Origin of the sequence: Burkholderia sp. Z1 (assembly GCF_014893795.1) — a bacterium.
Taxonomy (GTDB): Bacteria; Pseudomonadota; Gammaproteobacteria; order Burkholderiales; family Burkholderiaceae; genus Burkholderia; species Burkholderia theae.
Window position 1 is genome coordinate 1,081,806 of the sequence record NZ_JACFYL010000003.1, and the last position, 19,866, is coordinate 1,101,671.

Genomic DNA, 19,866 nt, shown 5'->3' on the forward strand with positions numbered 1-19,866 from the left:
TTCAACTGCGACCGCATGCGCCGAACCATCAGGTTGGCTGGCAGATGAACGGGTATTCCGAATCATCAATCAACGGTTCGATGTCGAAGAAATCGTTGAGCACCGATTCCGCCGTGCAATAGGCGCCTTCCACCCAGGCCTGATCGTTTGAGTAGCACTCCCCTACGATAAAGACGGGCGCATCCTTGCCGTCGATCAGCTGCGACGGCTTGCGTATTTTTTGCTGGACGTCGGCAACGTCGTAGTGCGCAGCCCACGCGTGGTAGCCCGCACGGAACGGCGGCAGCGACCAGTCGACATAGGCCGCCTCGAGCGGCTCGGGCACGTCCGCAAAGTCCGAGTTCGGCCCAAAGTGCAATTCCGCCAGCTGCTTTCGCAGCATCTTGACCATTCTGTCGGGCACCTTGCGCGGCCCGATCAGCGGTTGGATATCGTCGGCGATCGGCACATGCCGCTCTTCGTTCGGCCCGAGCTCCAGCTCGCGCCAGAACGTCGTGAAGGTTTCGTCGTCGTAGGAAGCCAGCAGGCCGTAGACCGGCTTTGTATTCTTGTCAGTCGCGTTATTGCCGAAGTAGACCACCATGCGGATCGGCGTGTCGGTCACGCTCGGTCCCATGGTGTTGCGCTTTGCGACGGCGAGCAGCAACGTTTCCTGTTTGATGGTCATCCGCTCGTCGGCAGCTTGTTCCACAGCCTTGACCAGCTCGTCGGCGCTCGCGAACTGGACATTCAGGATCGTGTCCGAACCGGACATCGCCTGCACGAACACGGGCGGAAAGTCCTGGTCCTTGAGCGACGCGATCACGGCATCCGTTACTTCATAGCCGTCGATCTTTGGCGGATAGGGCGTAGCCGGGTCCAACCACCATTCATTCTCGAAGAACATGCCGACCTTGTACGACGGTTGCATGATGGCCGACTCGAGATAGAGCTTGACCTTCTGGTCGTTCAGGACGTCCAGTCCGCCCCGATCGTCATAGCGGGAGCCCTGGGCAACCTGTTCGAGCGCCGCGCGCGGCATGGCCAGCCAGGCGGCCGACGTGGTCTGACGGGCAGCCTCCCGGTAGGGATCTTCCCGCTTCGCGATCGTGTAATGGACGACGCCGTCATCGACATGGATGGAGCGCAGCCGCTGGTTCGGGTAGTACTGAAGCGTGACGCCTCGCTGCCTCGCCAACTGCTCGATGGCCGCAAACAATGCGTGAAACATGCCCGAGTAGCCGGTCGTCAGCGTCATGTACTGATTGCCCGGCGTGAATTCGTTGTTCGACTCGAACGCGACCGCGGCATTCCAGTTGATCACGTTGGACGAGTATCCGTTGCCGTCCGCGGCGTACTGATAGCCTTCCGAGCCGAGCTGGTCGTACATCAGGTTCCAATAGCCGATGTCCTTGAGCAAATCGCCTTTCTGGAAGATGGAGCTCGACGGCAGTTCGGCCGTGATGCGGCCATGCTGATAAAACGCGTCCCACTGCTTGCGTGTGCTCGGACCACTGGTGCTCGTGACCGACAACGCTTCGACGACGGCGAAGCCCTGGTCTGGCGTGGTCGCGGCACCAAAGTTGTTGGCCGCGTACGGCGCCGGCGTGCGCGAAGAAATATCGTTTTGATAGAGATTCCTGGCGCGCAGGTAGTAGAGGGGATCGCTCGATTCGTTGAAAGGCACGGCATGGCGGTCGAGCCCGAGCTTGGCGATCACCGTCGTGACCAGCCGGTGGCCCTGCGCTTTACCGTCGTCGTTGCCGTTCCATTGCGAATAGCGCATGCCGCCCAACTCGAGGTACGAATGGTCGGGATTGTTCTGGTAGTGCCAGGTGCAGACCCGGGCACCGGGTGCACGGGTGCCCTGAAATTCCTTCGAAAAATCGTACTTGCCCCAGTCGAAGAGTTCCAGGACGTCGCCCTGCTGCAACTGACGATGCTGATCGCCCCCCGCTCGCGTCCGGCCATTCAACAGTCGCCAGGCCGTGTAGAGACCGGCGGCACCACACCCGAAGATCGAATAGGTCTTGCTTGCCATGGTGTCCTGCTCCCGTAGATGCCCGGCCTGCGCTCAGGCCAGCTTGTTGAAATAGCGGTTGCCGGTGGAGAAGTGCGAGATGTCGAATGGGGTATGACCGTCCAGGGTCAACTGGCAAAGAATTTCGCCTAGCAGCGGAACGAACTTTCCGGCCCAGCCGGTCGCATAGATGACGATGTCGCGGTGGTTCGGCACATAGTCGGGCGCGAAGTCGATCAGCAATTCCTTGTTCGCAATCTTGCTGAGTGCGACGAGGCAGGTCGACGTGAAGCGCGGAACCGGCTCGAGACCTTCCATATGCTCGCCGACCCACTCGGCCGTGAACGCGAGCTCCTGAGGATTCGGAATGGGCGTGCGCTGATCGGGGGACGTCAGCGGCGCGAGGACGAAATCGGAGGCGACACGGATATAGCCCGGGTAATTCCAGGCTACCTCCGGGAAGCCGTAGAACTGGTTGCCGTTGTCTCCCTCCGGGTTCTGGAAAACGAACCAGGTCGGGTACTGGATATCCGGCCGAGTCTTGCGGTAGTAGGCCGAGGCCATATTCCAGTAGGTCGCCGCGATACGGAACCCCAGCAGCTTGAACACGTCGTCGGCATAGGGGCCCGGCGTCAGCACCAGCTTTTCGGCACTGAAGGTCCCAAGCGGAGTCTTCACTTCAAAGAGGCCCTGCCGACGCTCGATGCCGATGACCGGCGCCTCCTGCAACAGCTGCACGAAGGGAGAGCGCTGATTCCAGTCGAGCAGCGTCCGCTGCGTGGCCGCGAGATCGATGCTGGCGCCCTGGGCCTGAAATAGTCCCGTGTACGTCGACGGCAGATTGCGAAAGTGAAAACGCCTCTCCAGTTCGCCCGCATCCAGCGTTTCATAGGCAACCCCTTCGGCCTTCAGCGCTTGCTCGGCGGCGGGGATATTGCCCTCTGTCGACTTGACTGACGGATCGCCGAACCACAAGGTGCCGACCGTGTCCATGAGCGGCTGCGGCGTCAAGCCTTGCAACTCGTCCCAATAGGGGATCGACTGCTTGACCAGCTTGACCATGTAGGCGTCGGGATAGGGAATGCGGAACTGGCGCGACACACCAGCCGAGCTGCCAAGCTGGTTCACGAAGGTGAACTGCTCGAGCACCAGCGTCCTGGCCTTGCGCTTGCCGAGATGGTAGGCGGTCGATAGGCCCATGGGCCCTCCACCGACAACGATGACGTCAAAGCGATGCGTTGCGTCGTGCATGGTGGGGCTCCAGGGCATCCGGAAGCACATCGATTTCAGCGATCCGCGAGATCACGGTCCTGATTGATGCAGCAACGGCCGAGTCGCTAAGTCGAGCGTCAGAGAGGCTTTGAAAAGCGGGATTGATTCGGCCAGTTTCATGCTTGACGATGCGTCGTCCGTATCACGCTTAGCTAGCCGCTGCGGTCGAATTACATGCCTGGCCACGGATGTGGGCAAGCTGGCAATCCTGACAGGAGGTTGAGATCTCAATCCCGGTTCGTCGCGACGAATCAGGGTTTTCTCTAATGTTCTTGTGGTCGATGTAGATGGGGTACGTGACGCACGCCGCCTCGCGCGAACGCCGCCGCGATGGTCGTCAGGTATTGAGGCTCGTCAGGTCGTCCCACGTGAAGACGATGATGTGCGACCGCCAGACCGACCCCGGATCGACATACTCGCCTGTTGGCCGGCAATTCAGCGCTTCGTAGACGTAGACAAAAATAAAGTTGTCACCGTGCGTGGCGTCGCGAAGACCGTGTCAACGCCCCGTGATGGTGCTGCAGCGCCCAGCCGCCGCGGTCACGCGTTGTGCGCCTCGCGAGTTTAAGTTGGCAATCGTGCGTTCCCTATCTTGCTGTCGCGTCGATCCCGATGCCGGGAACTGCACGCGACAGTGAATGGAGGTTCTGCAGCGATGCGATCGACTCTGAACGACGGTGGCTTCAACCGGTCGGCACTCATACAAAGCAGCCATTCGGATGCGGATTTGGTGACCGCCTCGCGGGCAATACCATCCGGCTTGACGACGATGCGCAAGCCCTTGGACAACGTAAGCAAACCACCGCCAGACGCATTCGCCTGCACATCGTCCACGGTTGCGTGACCAGACACGACCAGCAGCGCACTGATCTCTTCAGTCGCATGATTTTCTCTCGTTATCTGAGTTGATGAAATCAGCTTGTGTGGCGAAAACGTCGTCCCCGCGCTCTATTCTCCAACCATGTTGGATGTGTGTCGCAATACGAATGGGACGACCGTGCATATTCAACACTTCGAAACCGAATGGATGTGGCAATGCAATCAAGAGCGCCCAAACATGGGCCCCGCCGGCATGGCGCTGAAACAGCGGCTCATGGCCCCAACAGAAACTCTAATTTTGACTCGCGTCAAAAGCGGGGATTACCGTTTGCTAAGCACCCTGAAATTCTATTCCGGCCTATTGCAGCCCCAATGATCGGTTAGAATTTCTGAGAAATTTTCAGTCTCTCGGCTATGTCATTGGATTAGGCTATCGGTAGGACTCTACGCGGCAGGGGCGTCACTGTGTATATCGCAGAAATTCGAATCGAGAACTTCCGGCTGTTTGGTGCCAATAACAAGGCCCTCGTGCTACCACTGTCCCCGGGACTTACCGCATTGGTCGGCGAGAACGATGCCGGCAAGACAGCGGTCATCGACGCGCTACGTTTGGTGGTCGGCACGCGTGACCAGGACGTGCTGCGGGTGGATCCACTTGATTTTCATCAGCCCATCCCCGGTGGTCCAAGTGCCGACGAAATTATCATCCGTCTGACTTTCAGAGGCCTCACCACCGCTGATCGAGGCGCGTTTGCCGAGTTCCTCACGTATGAGACGGTAGCCGGGGTAACCAATACCGTGCTGATCGTGACCTGGGTTGCGAAACGCAACACCAAGGAAGGCAGCTCACGCCGGGTGCTTCCGCCTGAGTGGCGCACGGGTGCCAGGGGAGACGGCCCATTGCTCGATCTGGGGGCACGATCGCTGCTGACGGCGACGTATCTGCGGCCGTTGCGCGACGCCGAGCGGGCCATGAGCTCTGGGCGAGGGTCGCGACTATCCCAGATCCTTCAGCACACCACTGAAATCCGCGACACAGGAATCCCTTTCGACAAGCTTGCCGATCCGCCACCCGACCCGACGACGTTGAGTGTTTTGGGCCTCGGTGACTATGCGACTCATCTGCTTGGGGAGAGCGAAGGCATTAGACAGGCTCGAAAGCGGCTCAATGATGATTACCTGAAGCCCCTCTCGTTCGCTAACGATATGCTGAATGCGCAGATCGGCGTAGCAGGCGCGCAGGAGGACAGCCTCAGATTGCGGCAGTTACTTGAGAAGCTTGAGCTCGTACTGACCGCGTCGTCTGACGCCGAAAGCGGGCACAGTCGTGGACTCGGCTCAAACAACCTGCTGTTCATGGCGTGCGAGCTCCTGCTTCTCGCTACTGAAAGCGACGGATTCCCGTTGCTGCTGATCGAAGAGCCCGAGGCACATCTCCATCCGCAACGGCAGTTGCAACTTATGTCGTTCCTGCAGGCACAGGCAAAGAAGACGCGTGCCGACGGACAGCGCATCCAAATCATCGTTACAACGCACAGTGCCAATCTCGCTTCGGACCTACAACTCGACAGGCTCGTACTGATTGAAGGCGGACGGGCTTTCCCTCTGTGTGAGGGAAAGACCAAGCTCAGCGCATCAGACTATCGATTTCTCGAGCGCTTCCTCGACGTGACCAAGGCAAACTTGTTCTTCGCGCGCGCAGTGATGATCGTCGAGGGGGATGCCGAGAACATCCTCCTGCCCGTCATAGCGAGGTTACTTGACCGCGATTTCCACCATCACGGTGTCTCCGTGGTTAATGTCGGCGGTGTTGGGCTCGGCCGATACGCACGCATATTCATGCGCGAAGACGTCGAGAAGGATGGGGTCATTAACATTCCCGTCGCCTGCATCACCGACATGGACGTGATGCCAAACAATGCGCCTTGGATCGTGGGCAAGCTGGAGGACGGGCAGCCGATCCCTCCAAGACCTCCCTCAAAGCGGCAATGGCGGATTAAGGACGATTTTCCGGGCGAACACCTTGAACAGCGGCGAGCCGAACGCAGGGAGAAGGCCTCAGGCCAAAAGGTCGAGACGTTCGTCGCTAACGAATGGACGCTTGAATTTGACCTCGCATTCCACGGTCTCGGCAAGCACGTCTACCGCGCAGGGACACTGGCGTTAGCCAATGACCACCTCTCTGCCGGCACTGCCGAGCAGGCCGTCATCCTCGCCGCCGCCGATGCAGCCTATCAAGCGCTGATCGATGCGGGTCATGATCCATCGACGCTCGCCTCACATGTCTATGCGCTGTTTGAGGCTGATGGGGCCTCAAAGGCGATCGGCGCGCAATATCTTGCCGAACTGCTGGAAAAGGAGGCCGCGAACAATAACCTAGATGCCAATAGCTTGCGCGCATTGCTGCCGCCCTACATCGTTGCTGCTATCGAGCATGTCACCGGGCCGTTCGCACCGCCGCTCGCAGGCGGCGCGGCCGGAGAGCCGGGCGCGGTAGTAATGGCGCGGGCACCGGGGGCCTGAGTGATGTACGACGATCTAGTCCGCGAGGAAGACGTTACCTGGGCAGCGGTATTGATGGGGCTTGGCCCCGCCGGATTTGCGGCTGTCGAGGGTGATAACAGCCGACTCCGAGCAATGCTGCGACTCGACACAATCGACTTCGAGGCATGCCCGGGAAGTGGCAAGACGACTTTGTTGGTCGCAAAACTCGCAGTTCTAGCGATGCGCTGGCCAAGCCGTCAGCAGGGCATCTGCGTGCTGTCGCATACCAATGCCGCGCGCAACGAAATCAGCGCAAAGCTCAGCAGTTCGGCGGCGGGTGTCTCCTTGACACGCTACCCGCACTTCGTCGGCACGATCCACGCGTTTGTGAACGAGTATCTCGCGCTGCCTTGGCTCCGGTCGAAAGGAGTCGAAGTGCGCTGCATCGATACCAGGATTGCACTTGCGAAGCGGTGGAACCTGTTACCCGCGAATCGGCGCTGGGCTTTGCAGCAGGCAAATCTGAGCGAGACCTGCCTGATTTACGACCAGACTGACTATGGCGGGGGCAAGACAGGCCGTTTCGGACCGCAGACGCCTACATATCAAGCGATCATCGATGCGCGTCGCCAGTCGAGCGAACAGGGATATTTCTGCTTCGACGAAATGTTCGTATGGGCCTGCGAATTGCTTGATCGGCATCCTGAGACGATTCCAATGCTACGTCGGCGCTTTCCGCTGGTATTCATCGACGAGGCGCAGGACAACAGTGAGGCACAATCGGCGCTGCTGCACCGCATCTTTTGCAGCGGCGACGCGCCGTCGCGCCGTCAGCGTTTCGGCGACTCCAACCAGGCCATCTACGGAAGCGCCAGCGAGAGCGGCGCCACGACGGACCAGTTTCCAGGCGCTGTTGTACATCCGATGCCACGAAGCTACCGTTTTGGTCAGAATCTTGCGGACCAAGTGAAGGGATTTGGGGTTACGCCGCATGCGCTAATCGGCGCCGGTCCACCGGATCACCTCAGCGCCGATCCTAAGGCGTCGGCAATCTTCCTTTTCGATGACGGGTCGGTCCAGAGAGTGCTGGAGCGCTATGGCCAGCATCTGCTAGATAGCTTCGACGCGGCTGTACTGGAAAACGGAGTGTTCACTGCAGTGGCTGGGGTTCACGAACCCGGGGGCGACGATCGCATCCCGCGAGCGATGGGGCACTATGTGCCCGGTTACGACCCGGCATGCGTTCGGAAGGAGTCCACGCCGAGCAGCTTCGCCCAATACCTTGCGCGGGCTCGTTTTGAGATGGCTGGCAGCGGAAACACGGACAGGCTTATCAACGCCGTGGCGGCAGCGCTCCTCGCTGCCAGCGAGCTTGCCGGCGCCCCATATGGGGCGAGCGCACGAAAATCGCCTCATCGCCGGGTGGTCGAGATGCTTGGTGACAGCGATGCAAGAGGCGAATATCTCGCATTGCAAGAGATCATCCTGACGCACCAAGGCGATATCACCCCTGCGCTCTGTGCGGCGGCAGCACAAGTCCATATCGAGGCAGTGATCCGGCAACTGAGCGGCGCAGAGGTGCTTGGGGAGGATGTTGCCACCTTCTTAGCACCGCCGCAGGCTCAGGCCGTAGCTGAGGCCGAAGCTGCAATCGCCGCGCGCACCGATAATTTGTTTGCTTATCCGCCCGACGCACCACAAGTACACATTCGGCTGAGCTCGATCCATGCGGTGAAGGGCGAAACGCACACGGCGACGCTCGTCCTCGACAGTTTCTACCACGCGCATCATCTAAGCGAACTCAAGCCATGGTTGCTGGGCACGAAGTCGGGCGGCTTTTCGACAAACGCCAGGGGCCGGCAGGTCCCTGAAGGCCCGAGAATGCTCGGGCGGCTCAAGTTACATTACGTCGCGATGACTCGCCCGACCCATCTGCTGTGCTTGGCGATGCGAAAGGACGCGTTTGGGCCTGGGGAACTCGACACGCTGGTGGGTCGAGGTTGGATTGTCATTGATTGCTGCTCAGATGCGCAGGTACAAGTCTAGGCGTACAGCTATGACGCTGATCAAGGGTCGGAAAAAGGAAGCCGACTTCTTCACAGAACTGGACACGCCGTCTGCAACTGTTGAGTGACCTCGAGATGGCTTAACCGCCGGTCGCTGCCGAACAACGGCCTGAACTCCAAACCCTCCATGCTCACATGTGAGTTTTCTTCGCACGCTCGCAGTCGGTGAAAATGGCCCCCAGGACTCGTCTCAATTCCCCGTGGAAAATTCTAAGACATAGTCCAAAGCATTCATGGCCGAGAACTGGAAGAGGAGGCGGTCCAGCTTCGCGAGCGAGATCCCTGCTTCCTCGCAGACGCTACGAAGCGCTACCTCTAGGGAAAGATAATCCTTCCTGCTTGACTGTACTTGCGCTGCCGTACGTCCGTATTGAAGATACTTTGCCAGCACACCGACAATTCGAACATCCAGTGCGATAACGTCGTCGGACAGGCCCGTCGAAATCATGAAGTCCGAGGCGCTCTTCAACTTGAAGAATCTGCAACGGTCGATAAGCGTGTCACGGAGTTCGTCACGAGGCATTTGACCGGACAGGCCGGTAAGCAAGACGACCTCCGCCTTGTGGACGATAGTTCGCGTCTCGACCATTTGCCGAAGGGTATCCGCTGCTTTGTTGGGAAATCGCGTAGCCTTGTACTGCTCGAGCAACTCGGCCATATATGCCCTGTCGTATCGCTGCCGGCTCCAAACGCGCAACGCGGTGCTCGCGCAAAATTGCTGCAGCAATTTGGGATCGGAAGCGATGAACCCCATCCCTTTCGAGGAACCCATAACGCAGACCTGCGATACGAGTCGATGCCAGGCGACCGCGCTCGAAGGTCGCTGACCGGATCGCAAACGCACCGGCATTCGTACGCTATTACGTAGGGTGTGTATGAGCAAGTGAAGAATCCGCCGCCCCTCTACGGAGATCTCAGTCCGCCCTCCATTCTCGAATATGAGCATCGTCGACTTCCCGTATCGTTGCTTTTCACTTCGTCCGAAGGGCTAGACCTCGTTGGCCAAACCTTGGTACGAACGCTGCCCGTCGTTTGCCGGCATGCATACCAACCGGCCTTGCTGGGGTTACGCGGATGATCGCTTCTGCTCTCTCGCAGTCAACTCGCGCTCGATATCATCGCGAGCGTAGAGGCGCTGATTTCCGACCGGACTGAGATATGAACGAGCGTTCTCCCGAACTTGTCCGGCAAGGAACTTGCTGCCGCCAACCAGTTGCGTAACCTCGGCAGAAAAAAGCAATTTCAGCCCTGTCCTACTTTCAAAATCGGACCGAATCTTTTCACGCTGCTGCAGCTTCGGAACTTCCGCCAATAAAAGGTTGATCTTGTGCCGGCACTTTTCCTCGAAGATAGTCTGGGCCTCAACACACGCGGCCAGGACCGCATCTGGGTCGGCCGCCGCACCGGCTACGTAACTGGGGAAGTGCTTCTCGATGATCCGTAACACGTAGGCTTCGAACTCATCCAACAGTCCAAACGGACCGAGCGTCTCAACGTGCACGGCGATGGCGTTCATCGCGGGCGTTTCGTCGAATGTCAGTCCTAAGGCGAGCAACCGATCCTCTTTGTCCCGGCGCATCCGCTTCTCATGCCTCTTAAGTGCCCGGTTCTCTGAATGTGTGCGCCGCTGAAGCGCATCGTCCTCCTCCTGGACGATTCTCTCCGTGGTAAGCAAAACACTGACGTCGATCCTGACGGGTGTGACAACGATAGTTTGATCGACCCAGTACGCGTCCTCCGGTACCTCGTCGCGCCCCCCTTCGAATACGGTTATATCACCGTCTGCAATCGCGAACGCGCGGCCGTACAATTCCGCCAGTTGCTCACGAGGCCGACGTGCTTCAATTGCGCCGACAAATATGCCGTCATGCCAAAAGGCGACCTTTTTGCGCGAACGCGCGAGCGCGACCAACAGCTCGTCAGAAAATTCGGGGCGCTTGACTTCGACAAATGCAGCAACGCTCCGAGGGTCGATTTGCGACATTCCAAACGCCCCAGACGCATTGCGATCCGCGAAGAGTCCGCGCGGTCCGGCAGCCGTCGCCTTGATGACGACCCCGTTATCGAGCGCCCCATCCGTGTAGCAAAGCAGGTAGTAGTCGCACGAACCGCCATCAAATACGGCTAGCCCGTCAGTGTCAAAGTCGTAGAGCCGCCAAGGGCCTTCAACTGAAGTGATGCAATTTTCCATTTGCTTTACCAGATCCCCGAAATTTTTGAGAGAATCCATCGAACCGCAGTTAGATCTTTGCTCGTAGGGTTGTGAGTCGGGCCACCAAGGCAACGGCTTCGTCTTTGCTCAGATCCGGGAACAAGTCGGGCAGATAGGCCAGTCGCAATTGAATTTCCCCTCGCGCTCCGATCTCACTTGCTGCGACGGCCACGTTTTTCAGCACATGGTCAAGACCTTCGTCCAGGGTCCAGAACTGCACGTGCAGAGGAATGGGAGATTTGCGCGCCTCAATCCTGATCGACTCCAAGAGCGGTATAAGATGGATATCGCTGAGCACGTTGTAAGTCTTATCAGCCCCGCGCGGCTTCTTGATCAACTGGCTTGGCTTGATCACGTCGCGTGCAAGATCATTCCCGTAAAGGCATGCCATTAGCAGCATCAGCGCGGCGTCCCCACTTTGCAGGCACAAGTCTTCTGCGATGTCTCGCAGCTTTTCTTCAACGGCCCTTCGCTTCGAGGGGGCGATCTTTTGGACGACCAGGGACGCGCCGCGCACAAGCAATTGCGCTCGCCCGACCTCGCTGACTTCCTGCATGCCGGTGAAGGTCTCGACAAATACACCGGCCATATAGGTAAGAAGTAGGGAGTCAGTAGTCGCGAACTCAAAGAACGCGTCCAAAGCTCTGGCTTCCTTGGTAAGCCCGATAAACAGTTCGTCTGCGCTGGGTTTGCGTCCGTGCTCGCCCTCAATCAGCGAGAAAAGGGGTGAGACGGAATGAAACCGCTTGTCGATCGCCCGCAGCCGCTCCAGCATCGCGAGCTCTTTGGTGCCTTTCTGTCGCTTGCCCGCGTTGGCATCTTTGACGACCGACATCACGTTGCGATCGAGCAGAACGAGTGTTTCAGTCTGATTAGGCGTACTCATGTGCGATCGCTCCCGGACATCATGGCTTTTCCTCGTTTTCCATGGTGAGTCAATGGTGCCGGGAGGTATGGCGACCAGCGGCAATATGTTCGTCGGCCTCATTTTTGGGAACGTGCGCGAACACGTTGGCCCACTCCGGCGCGGCCATACGTCAAACTCCGCGTTTGCGCGCTCCGTCATCTCTTTCCACGCAGCTGTAACGTTGCTGATCGACTTTTGCGTGCCCCCGGTACCGCGCGTGGCCGTTTGCAGACGTCGCGGAAGTGCATTCCAATGAGATTAGCCTTCCTGTCATTACGACTCGCGTTGAACATCAAGTCTGGCACGTGCCGCCGCAATAGATTGGTGCAGCCTGCATCCGCTCCTGCAGCTGCCGCGACGACCAGCGCTCCAGACGACAGAGCTCAATGTAGAAGTCGCGCTTGAGCGGGTCGTCGACGTACATCAACATCTTCAGATGGGTCCAGCTCAATTCTCTCCGCAGTGCGGAGAGAATCGGTTCATCCGGAAACACCTCGGCCGCGCGGATGCAGTGGCGCAATTGCGGCTCGCTCCACCCCCTGCCGTACTCGCCTCTCAGTTGTCGTGCAAGCGCGGGGAGGATCTGTTGTCCGTAACCCGCGCGCTCACCACCCAGCACATCATCTCGAATGCGACGACCAACCTGCCAATAAAGTAGGGTCAGTTCCGCGTTGACGGCCGCCGCCGCCCGGGCGCGCGCCGAATCAATCATGCGGCGAATGTCGGTCAATAGGGGTGCGGGGACTAATTCAGTCATCTGGTCAACAATGGAGGAGTCGGCGGGCCGGCGCGTGCCAATAGGGGCCACGTTACCGGAATCTCGGCAACGGCGGAACCCTGACGGACGCTCCCCCAATTCTCTCCGCACCGCGGAGAGAATTCAGCCATCTGCCCACCGATGCCCTCGCCTCTCACCGCGCTAAATGCAAGCGCTCGCAATTGAGCTTCAGCACCGCCGGAGGCGAAGCCGTCTCTCCAGTAGCCCTGCCCGGATCGAAGAACCTCCAGGCCCGCGTGTGACGCAATGCCCAATACTCGCCCCCAGCATGTTGTCGCCAGCGCCAGAAATACAGGGGCGCCGAAACGGTGACGGCACCGATTTGCGATCGCCGCGGTGGGAACGCTCAATTCCCTAGGCGGAATGCCGCGAACGCGGGGCTTCACCTCTGTCCCAAAAGGAAGGGAAACATAACCCTTACTATGTCCCCTTTCATTCCGCCGCATCCCGCCTCGGAACAGACCACTTCGGCGGAGCGGATCGCGGCACCATTTCACTGCCCAACGGCGCACGTCCGAACTCACTTCCTGAAGTTTCTACGTAGAAACTGTCTAGCTTCCGCGTCGACACGCGCACCACGCGTCGGTCGTGCCAGCTTGCAAATTCATCCGTCTATCAATGCGCGTCAGACGCTCAGCGCAATTCGCGACCGCAGTCAAACAACGCTCGTGCCTCAGCCCGATTCGATCGGCAAGCCAAAGTCCGGATTCGCCACGCCACGCCACGAACACTAAAAAACACTAAAAATCGCAACGCGAACAGGTGCTCGGTAAACATCGGCGGCTCACCCGCTCAAAGGCCCTTGCCCGCCGGAGCTTGGCCTGATTCCCACGCCCCTCACCGCCACACCCCCGCCATTCATCACAATTCATTTAACTTTCCGTGAGGACTTGGACACCGGCCTCTGCCTACGATGGGCGCATATTTTCAGGACCTGCTTCCAGGAGCCCATCATGCCCACCCGCAGACACCTGCTGTTCGCCGGCGCCACCGGCCTCGCCGCGCTCGCGACCCTGTCGTCCGTCGGCCGCCGCGCGCTGGTCGGCCGCGCATTCGCCGCGCCGCCCGCCACCCCGCAGCCGGCCGCCCCTTTCGAGGTCACGCTCAGCGACGCCGAGTGGCATCGCCGGCTCACGCCCGCCCAGTACTCGATCCTGCGCGAAGCCGGCACCGAGCGGCCGTACAGCAGCCCGCTGAACGACGAGCACCGGCACGGCACGTTCGCGTGTGCGGGCTGCAGCCTCGCACTGTTCTCGTCGGCCACCAAGTTCGATAGCCACACCGGCTGGCCGAGCTTCTGGAAACCGCTCGACCACGCGGTCGATACCAACGCCGACGCGTCGTTCGGGATGGTCCGCACCGAAGTGCATTGCCACCGCTGCGGCGGCCATCTCGGCCACGTGTTCGACGACGGCCCGCAGCCGACCGGCCTGCGCTACTGCATGAACGGCCTCGCGCTCACTTTCCACACGACCGCCGCCTGATCCGGCCCCACTCTCGACCGACTGGAGAACGCACCATGCTGCTCATCGTCCTTGCCTATCTCGGCGGCGTGCTCACGATCCTGAGCCCGTGCATCCTGCCCGTGCTGCCGTTCGTGTTCGCGCGCGCCGACCAGCCGTTCGTGCGCACCGGCCTGCCGCTGCTGGCCGGCATGGCGCTGACGTTCGCCGTCGTCGCGACGCTCGCGGCCGTCGGCGGCGGCTGGGTCGCGCAGGCCAACCAGGCCGGCCGCTGGATCGCCATCGTGCTGCTGGCGGTGTTCGGCCTGACGCTGCTGATGCCGCGCTTCGCGGAACACCTGACGCGCCCGCTCGTCGCCGCCGGCAACCGGCTCACCGGCTTCGCGCAACGCGACGGCCGCCCGGCCGGCCCCGCGTCGTCGCTGCTGCTCGGCGTCGCCACGGGCCTGCTGTGGGCGCCGTGCGCGGGCCCGATCCTCGGCCTCGTGCTGACCGGCGCTGCGCTGCGCGGCGCGAGCGTCGGCACGACGCTGCTGCTCGTCGCGTATGCGGCCGGCGCGGCGACGTCGCTCGGCGTCGCGCTCGTGATCGGCGGCAAGGTGTTCGCCGCGATGAAGCGCTCGCTCGGCGCCGGCGAATGGATCCGGCGCGGGATCGGCGCGGCGCTGCTGGCCGGTACCGGCGCGATCGCGCTCGGCCTCGATACCGGCGCGCTCGCGCAACTGTCGACCGTCACGACGGGCGGGCTCGAGACGAAGCTCGTCGACCGGCTCGGCGGGCGCTCGAACGGCGCACCGGTGACGACGCCCGCAACGGGCAACGCGGCCGGCAATACAAGCGGCGGCGCGATGATGCGCGTGGCCGACGCGAAACCGTCCACGCTGCCCGTCGAAGGCACGCTGCCGTCGCTCGACGGTGCCGTGCAATGGCTGAACTCGCCGCCGCTGACGGCGGCCGGCCTGCGCGGCAAGGTCGTGCTCGTCGATTTCTGGACGTACTCATGCATCAACTGCCTGCGCACACTGCCGTACACGACCGCGTGGGCACGCAAGTACGCGCCGTATGGGCTCGTCGTGATCGGCGTGCACGCGCCGGAATTCGCGTTCGAACGCGACATCGGCAACGTGAAGAAGGCTGTGCACGACCTCGGCATCGACTTCCCGGTCGCGATCGACAACGGTTATTCGATCTGGCGCGCGTTCGGCAACGAATACTGGCCCGCGCACTACTTCATCGACGCACAGGGGCGCATCCGCCATCACCACTTCGGCGAAGGCGAATACGCGCAGTCGGAACGCGCGATCCAGTCGCTGCTTGCCGAAGCCGGCCATCCGGAAGCGCTGAACGTGCCGCTCGGCCTCGCCGGTGCGCCCGCGAGCGGCTCGCTCGCGGCAGCGGACACCGCGGATGTCCGCTCGCCCGAAACCTATGTCGGTTATGCGCGCGCTGAAGACTTCACGTCGCCGGGTGGCGTCGTGCGCGATACGGCGCACCGCTACGACGCGCCGGCCCGCCCCGACCTCAACGACTGGGGCCTCGCCGGCACGTGGCAGGTCGGCGCCGAGCGCGCGTCGCTCGCCGCGCCGGACGGCCGGATCGTCTACCGCTTCCATGCGCGCGACCTGCACCTCGTGCTCGGCCCGGGCGCGAACGGCCAGCCCGTACGCTTTCGCGTGACGCTCGACGGCGCGGCGCCCGGTGCCGCGCACGGCGCCGACGTCGACGCGCAGGGCTACGGCACCGTCACCGGGCAGCGCCTGTATCAGCTCGTCCGGCAGCCCGGCGCGATCGCCGACCGCACGTTCGCGATCGAGTTTCTCGATCGCGGGGTCGATGCGTACGCATTCACTTTCGGTTGAACCCAGGCGCCGCCGCCACCCGGCCACCGTCTTCGCCAACGCAATCAGAAGGAGCACATGATGAACCCGACACCCACCCGAGATTCCGCGTCGCGACGGCGCGCAGCGATGCTGCGCCGCATCGGCGCCATCGCCGTCGCGGCCGCCGCCGTGTTCGGCTTCCAGCGCGTCGTCAATTCCGCCGAGCCGATGCGCACCGTGCCCGCGCCGACGCTCGACGAAACGCCCGGCGCGGCGCACGACGAAACGGCCGTGCTCGCCGGCGGCTGCTTCTGGGGCGTACAGGGCGTGTTCGAGCACGTGAAGGGCGTGAAGCAGGTCACGGCCGGTTATGCGGGCGGCGCGTCCGAAACCGCGCACTACACGCTCGTCGGCTCGGGGCTGACGGGGCACGCGGAATCGGTTCGCATCGTCTACGACCCGACGCAAGTCACGTACGGCCGACTGCTGCAGGTGTTCTTCTCGGTCGTGCACGACCCGACCGAACTCAACCGTCAGGGCCCCGACGACGGGCCGCAGTACCGGTCCGCGATCTTCCCGACCACCGCGCAGCAACGCGCGGTCGCGACCGCATACATCGCCCAGCTTGGTGCCGCGCATGTGTTTGCCGCGCCGGTCGTCACGCGCGTCGAGGCGTACAAGGGGTTCTATCCGGCCGAGGCCTATCACCAGAACTACCTCGAGCTGCATCCCGACGCGCCGTATATCGCGTTCAACGACCTGCCGAAGGTCGCCGGGCTGAAGCAGCACTTCCCGGCGCTGTACCGCACGAACGCGGTGCTGTGGAGCGACACCGGCTCGTGATCCTCAGCCGGCCGCATGATGCGGTGCCGCGCGGCCAGCGCGCGCGCCGCCCTGCGGCCCGGTTTGCGCCGCATCAACGAAACACCTGCCGCCGTGCCGGGGCAAACCCGCATCGCGTCCGCCGTACCGGGCAACTTCGCGTAGACTTCTTCAGATCCCCGCCGCCACGGTGCGGCGTTCGGAACAATCGCCCAGCCAGGAGGCGTCACGCATGCGCGCAGTGCCTTTGCCTGACAGCAATACCCTCGAGGAACCGTCCACCGGCGCGGTCGTGCGCGACCTGCGCCGCGTGCCCATTCACCCCGATCACTGGTATCCGCTTGCGTGGTCGCGCGAGCTGAAGCGCGGCAAGACGCTCGGCGTGCGCTTCGCCGGCGATCCGATCGTGCTCGTGCGCACCGAATCGGGCGCCGTGTACGCGCTCGAAGATCGTTGCGCGCACCGCCAGGTGCCGCTGCATGCAGGAGTCGTGAGCGGCGAAACGCTGCGCTGCTGTTATCACGGCTGGACCTACGCGTGCGACAGCGGCCGCTGCGTCGACGTGCCCTACCTCGGCCGCGAGCGTTTGCCCAACGGCGTGCGCGCGTATCCGTGCCGCGAAGCGCACGGGCTGATCTTCGTGTTTCCCGGCGACGCGACGCTCGCCGACCAGCGGCCGTTCCCCGCGCTCGAATCGGCAAACGACCGCGCGTACAAGACCCGCCGCTTCGGCCGCGAGGTCAAGTGCCACTACTCGTTCATGCACGAGAACCTGATGGACATGAACCATCAGTTCCTGCATCGCAAGCAGATGGGGCAGATGCGCGCGCGTTCGGTGGGCCGTCGCCGCGGCGACGACTGGGTCGAGGTCGACTACACGTTCGTACGGATGGAAGGCAAGCAGCCGGTCGGCGAAGCGCTCGTGTTCGGCGCGAGCAAGAAGCCGGCCGACCAGTCCGACAAGAGCGTGATGACGGTGCGCACCATCTACCCGTACCAGACGCTGCAGATCCGTTCGAGCGAAGGCACGCTCGTGATGGATCTGTGGATCGTCTACGTGCCGCTCGACGCCGAGCAACGCACCAACCGCACGTTCGGACTGCTGTCGATCCACAAGCCCGGCATCCCGTTCGCACTCGATCTCGCGTGGCCGCTGCTCGTCTGGTTCACCGAGCGCATCTTCCGCGAGGATCGCTGGATCGTCGAGCGCGAGCAGGAAGCGCACGATCGCCAGGGCGCCGACTGGAACCACGAAGTGTTTCCGGTCATCAACGAGCTGCGCGACCTGCTGCGCCAGTGCGGTGCGCGCACCGTGATCCCGATCCGCGAAGCGCGCGACGGCGCGTGATCCATGCGGCGCATGCTCGCCGCGGCGCGCGCCGTTACAACCGGAACGCGCCCGGCAGCAACGTGTCTGCCGTCGTGACGTCGACCGCCCCTTTCAGGTTGCTCAGGATCACTTCCATGTCGGGCGTGCCGATCTCGATGATCACCTGACGGCACGCGCCGCACGGCGCGATCGGGCCGTCGGTGTCGCCGACGACCGCGAGGCGTGCGAAATCCCCCGGACGATAGCCGGCGGCGATGGCCGAAAACATCGCCGTGCGTTCCGCGCAATTGCACAATCCGTACGACGCGTTCTCGACGTTGCAGCCGTGAAAGATCGTGCCGTCGTGCGCCTGCAGCGCCGCGCCGACCTTGAAGCGCGAATACGGCGCATACGCGCGTTCGCGCGCCGCCTTGGCCTGTTCGATCAGTTCGTTTCGTTCCATCGCGATGGTGCCTCCGGTAGTGGGTTGGGATGCATCGCCGCGCCCGCATCCCGGTGCGCACGATACTCCCTTGATGTAAAGCGGCCACCGATGCCCGCACACTCCCCCGTGCAGGCTCAGCCGATCTGCTGGTGAATGGTCGGCGGCGCGTCGCCCGTCTCGCCCAGCACGTAGCTGCGCTGGACCGCGTCCACCGCGTGCGCCGCGGTGTCGGCATCGCGGGCATGCACATAGCCAAGCGGTTGACCTGCGTCGACGCGCTGCCCGATCTCCGCGAGCGCGGAAAGTCCGACCCGCGTGTCGATCGCATCTTCGGCGCGCATGCGGCCGCCGCCGAGCGCCACGACCGCCAGCCCGAGCGCGCGGCAATCGACGTGCCGCACCACGCCGCTCGCGCGCGACGGCGCCGGCACGATCACCGCCGCCCGCGCAAGATGCCGCCACGGCACATCGATCAGGTCCGCGGGGCCGCCGAGCGCCACGACCATTCTCGCGAAACGTTCCGCCGCCGCGCCCGAATCGAGCGAGTGCTGCAGCATCGCCCGCGCCTGCGCGGTATCGCGTGCCAGTCCGCCGGTGACGAGCAACTGCGCCGCGAGCGCCATCGTGACTTCATGCAGGCGGGCCGGACGCGACTTGCCCGTCAGGTAGTCGATCGCGCACGCCACTTCGAGCGCATTACCCGCGCACGGCGCGAGCGACTGGTTCATGTCGGTGAGGATCGCGGTCGTCTTCATGCCGGCGCCGTTGCCGACGTCGACGATGCTGCGCGCCAGTTCCGCCGATTTCTCGACGGTCGGCATGAACGCACCGGAGCCGACCTTGACGTCCATCACGAGCCCGTCGAGCCCGGCCGCCAGCTTCTTCGACAGGATCGACGCGGTGATCATCGCGACCGACTCGACGGTCGCCGTCACGTCGCGAATCGCATAGATGCGCTTGTCGGCCGGCGCCAGTCGCGCGGTCTGCCCGATGATCGCAACGCCGACGTCGCGCACCGTGCGTCGAAACGCAGCCGTATCGGGCATCACGTCGTAGCCGGGAATCGCGCTGAGCTTGTCGAGCGTGCCGCCGGTATGGCCGAGCCCGCGCCCCGAGATCATCGGCACGTAGCCACCGCATGCGGCCACCATCGGCCCGAGCATCAGCGACACCACATCGCCGACGCCACCGGTCGAATGCTTGTCGATCACCGGCCCGTCGAGATCGAGCGCGCGCCAGTCGAGCACGTCGCCCGAATCGCGTTGCGCGATCGTCAGCGCGACTCGCTCGTCGACGCTCAGGTCGTTGAAGTACACGGCCATCGCGAACGCCGCGACTTGCCCCTCGGTCACGCTGCCGTCGGTGATGCCGCGCACGAACGCGGTTATCCCGTCGTGATCGAGCGGCTGCCGGTTGCGCTTCTTGCGGATGAATTCCTGCGGTAGAAACATCGTTGCATCTCCTCGATCA

Annotated in this window: 13 protein-coding genes and 1 pseudogene; 6 read left to right on the top strand and 8 right to left on the bottom strand. The window is 62.4% G+C overall.

Annotated features, from left to right (window positions below; genetic code table 11):
• Positions 1-28: 28 nt before the first annotated feature.
• Both H3H55_RS36850 and H3H55_RS36855 read right to left on the bottom strand, forming a co-directional pair.
• Positions 29-2,020, bottom strand: coding sequence for a hypothetical protein (locus H3H55_RS36850; RefSeq protein ID WP_193103023.1), 1,992 nt, complete (start codon positions 2,018-2,020; stop codon positions 29-31).
• A 33-nt stretch (positions 2,021-2,053) separates the two neighbouring features.
• Positions 2,054-3,250 carry an FAD-dependent oxidoreductase gene (locus tag H3H55_RS36855; RefSeq protein WP_193103024.1) on the bottom strand — a complete coding sequence of 399 codons (1,197 nt, stop codon included), beginning with the start codon at positions 3,248-3,250 and terminating at the stop codon, positions 2,054-2,056.
• Positions 3,251-4,555: 1,305 nt separating this feature from the next.
• Here H3H55_RS36855 and H3H55_RS37735 point away from each other — a divergent pair.
• Positions 4,556-6,613: an ATP-dependent nuclease gene (locus H3H55_RS37735; protein ID WP_193103025.1), complete on the top strand. Its 2,058-nt coding sequence runs from the start codon at positions 4,556-4,558 to the stop codon at positions 6,611-6,613.
• A 3-nt stretch (positions 6,614-6,616) separates the two neighbouring features.
• Positions 6,617-8,620: a UvrD-helicase domain-containing protein gene (locus tag H3H55_RS36865; RefSeq protein WP_193103026.1), complete on the top strand. Its 2,004-nt coding sequence runs from the start codon at positions 6,617-6,619 to the stop codon at positions 8,618-8,620.
• A 210-nt stretch (positions 8,621-8,830) separates the two neighbouring features.
• Here the strand turns inward: H3H55_RS36865 and H3H55_RS36870 are convergent, their stop codons facing one another.
• From H3H55_RS36870 to H3H55_RS36885, 4 genes and pseudogenes are all read right to left on the bottom strand, one after another.
• Positions 8,831-9,412, bottom strand: coding sequence for a hypothetical protein (locus tag H3H55_RS36870; protein ID WP_226800713.1), 582 nt, complete (start codon positions 9,410-9,412; stop codon positions 8,831-8,833).
• Between the two features lie 294 nt (positions 9,413-9,706).
• On the bottom strand, positions 9,707-10,870 hold the full coding sequence (locus H3H55_RS36875) for a hypothetical protein (protein ID WP_193103028.1): 1,164 nt from the start codon (positions 10,868-10,870) through the stop codon (positions 9,707-9,709).
• 10 nt (positions 10,871-10,880) lie between these two features.
• Positions 10,881-11,738 carry a hypothetical protein gene (locus tag H3H55_RS36880; protein ID WP_193103029.1) on the bottom strand — a complete coding sequence of 286 codons (858 nt, stop codon included), beginning with the start codon at positions 11,736-11,738 and terminating at the stop codon, positions 10,881-10,883.
• A gap of 349 nt (positions 11,739-12,087) precedes the next feature.
• Positions 12,088-12,516: pseudogene (locus H3H55_RS36885) on the bottom strand (DUF1016 N-terminal domain-containing protein); the annotation flags it as partial.
• Between the two features lie 974 nt (positions 12,517-13,490).
• Here H3H55_RS36885 and msrB point away from each other — a divergent pair.
• The 4 genes from msrB (at position 13,491) to H3H55_RS36905 (ending at position 17,990) form a co-directional block, all read left to right on the top strand.
• Positions 13,491-14,021: a peptide-methionine (R)-S-oxide reductase MsrB gene (gene msrB / locus H3H55_RS36890; protein WP_129517512.1), complete on the top strand. Its 531-nt coding sequence runs from the start codon at positions 13,491-13,493 to the stop codon at positions 14,019-14,021.
• A gap of 35 nt (positions 14,022-14,056) precedes the next feature.
• On the top strand, positions 14,057-15,859 hold the full coding sequence (locus H3H55_RS36895; protein WP_193103030.1) for a cytochrome c biogenesis protein DipZ: 1,803 nt from the start codon (positions 14,057-14,059) through the stop codon (positions 15,857-15,859).
• A gap of 60 nt (positions 15,860-15,919) precedes the next feature.
• Positions 15,920-16,663, top strand: a complete 744-nt coding sequence (gene msrA, locus H3H55_RS36900; RefSeq protein WP_129517514.1) for a peptide-methionine (S)-S-oxide reductase MsrA — start codon at positions 15,920-15,922, stop codon at positions 16,661-16,663.
• Between the two features lie 211 nt (positions 16,664-16,874).
• Positions 16,875-17,990 (top strand): aromatic ring-hydroxylating oxygenase subunit alpha, encoded by a 1,116-nt coding sequence (locus H3H55_RS36905; RefSeq protein ID WP_193103031.1) that lies wholly within the window; start codon positions 16,875-16,877, stop codon positions 17,988-17,990.
• Positions 17,991-18,024: 34 nt separating this feature from the next.
• Here H3H55_RS36905 and H3H55_RS36910 read toward each other — a convergent pair whose 3' ends face one another.
• Positions 18,025-18,414, bottom strand: a complete 390-nt coding sequence (locus H3H55_RS36910) for a cytidine deaminase (protein WP_129517516.1) — start codon at positions 18,412-18,414, stop codon at positions 18,025-18,027.
• Between the two features lie 116 nt (positions 18,415-18,530).
• Positions 18,531-19,847 carry a thymidine phosphorylase gene (gene deoA / locus H3H55_RS36915; RefSeq protein WP_193103032.1) on the bottom strand — a complete coding sequence of 439 codons (1,317 nt, stop codon included), beginning with the start codon at positions 19,845-19,847 and terminating at the stop codon, positions 18,531-18,533.
• Positions 19,848-19,866 lie beyond the last annotated feature (19 nt).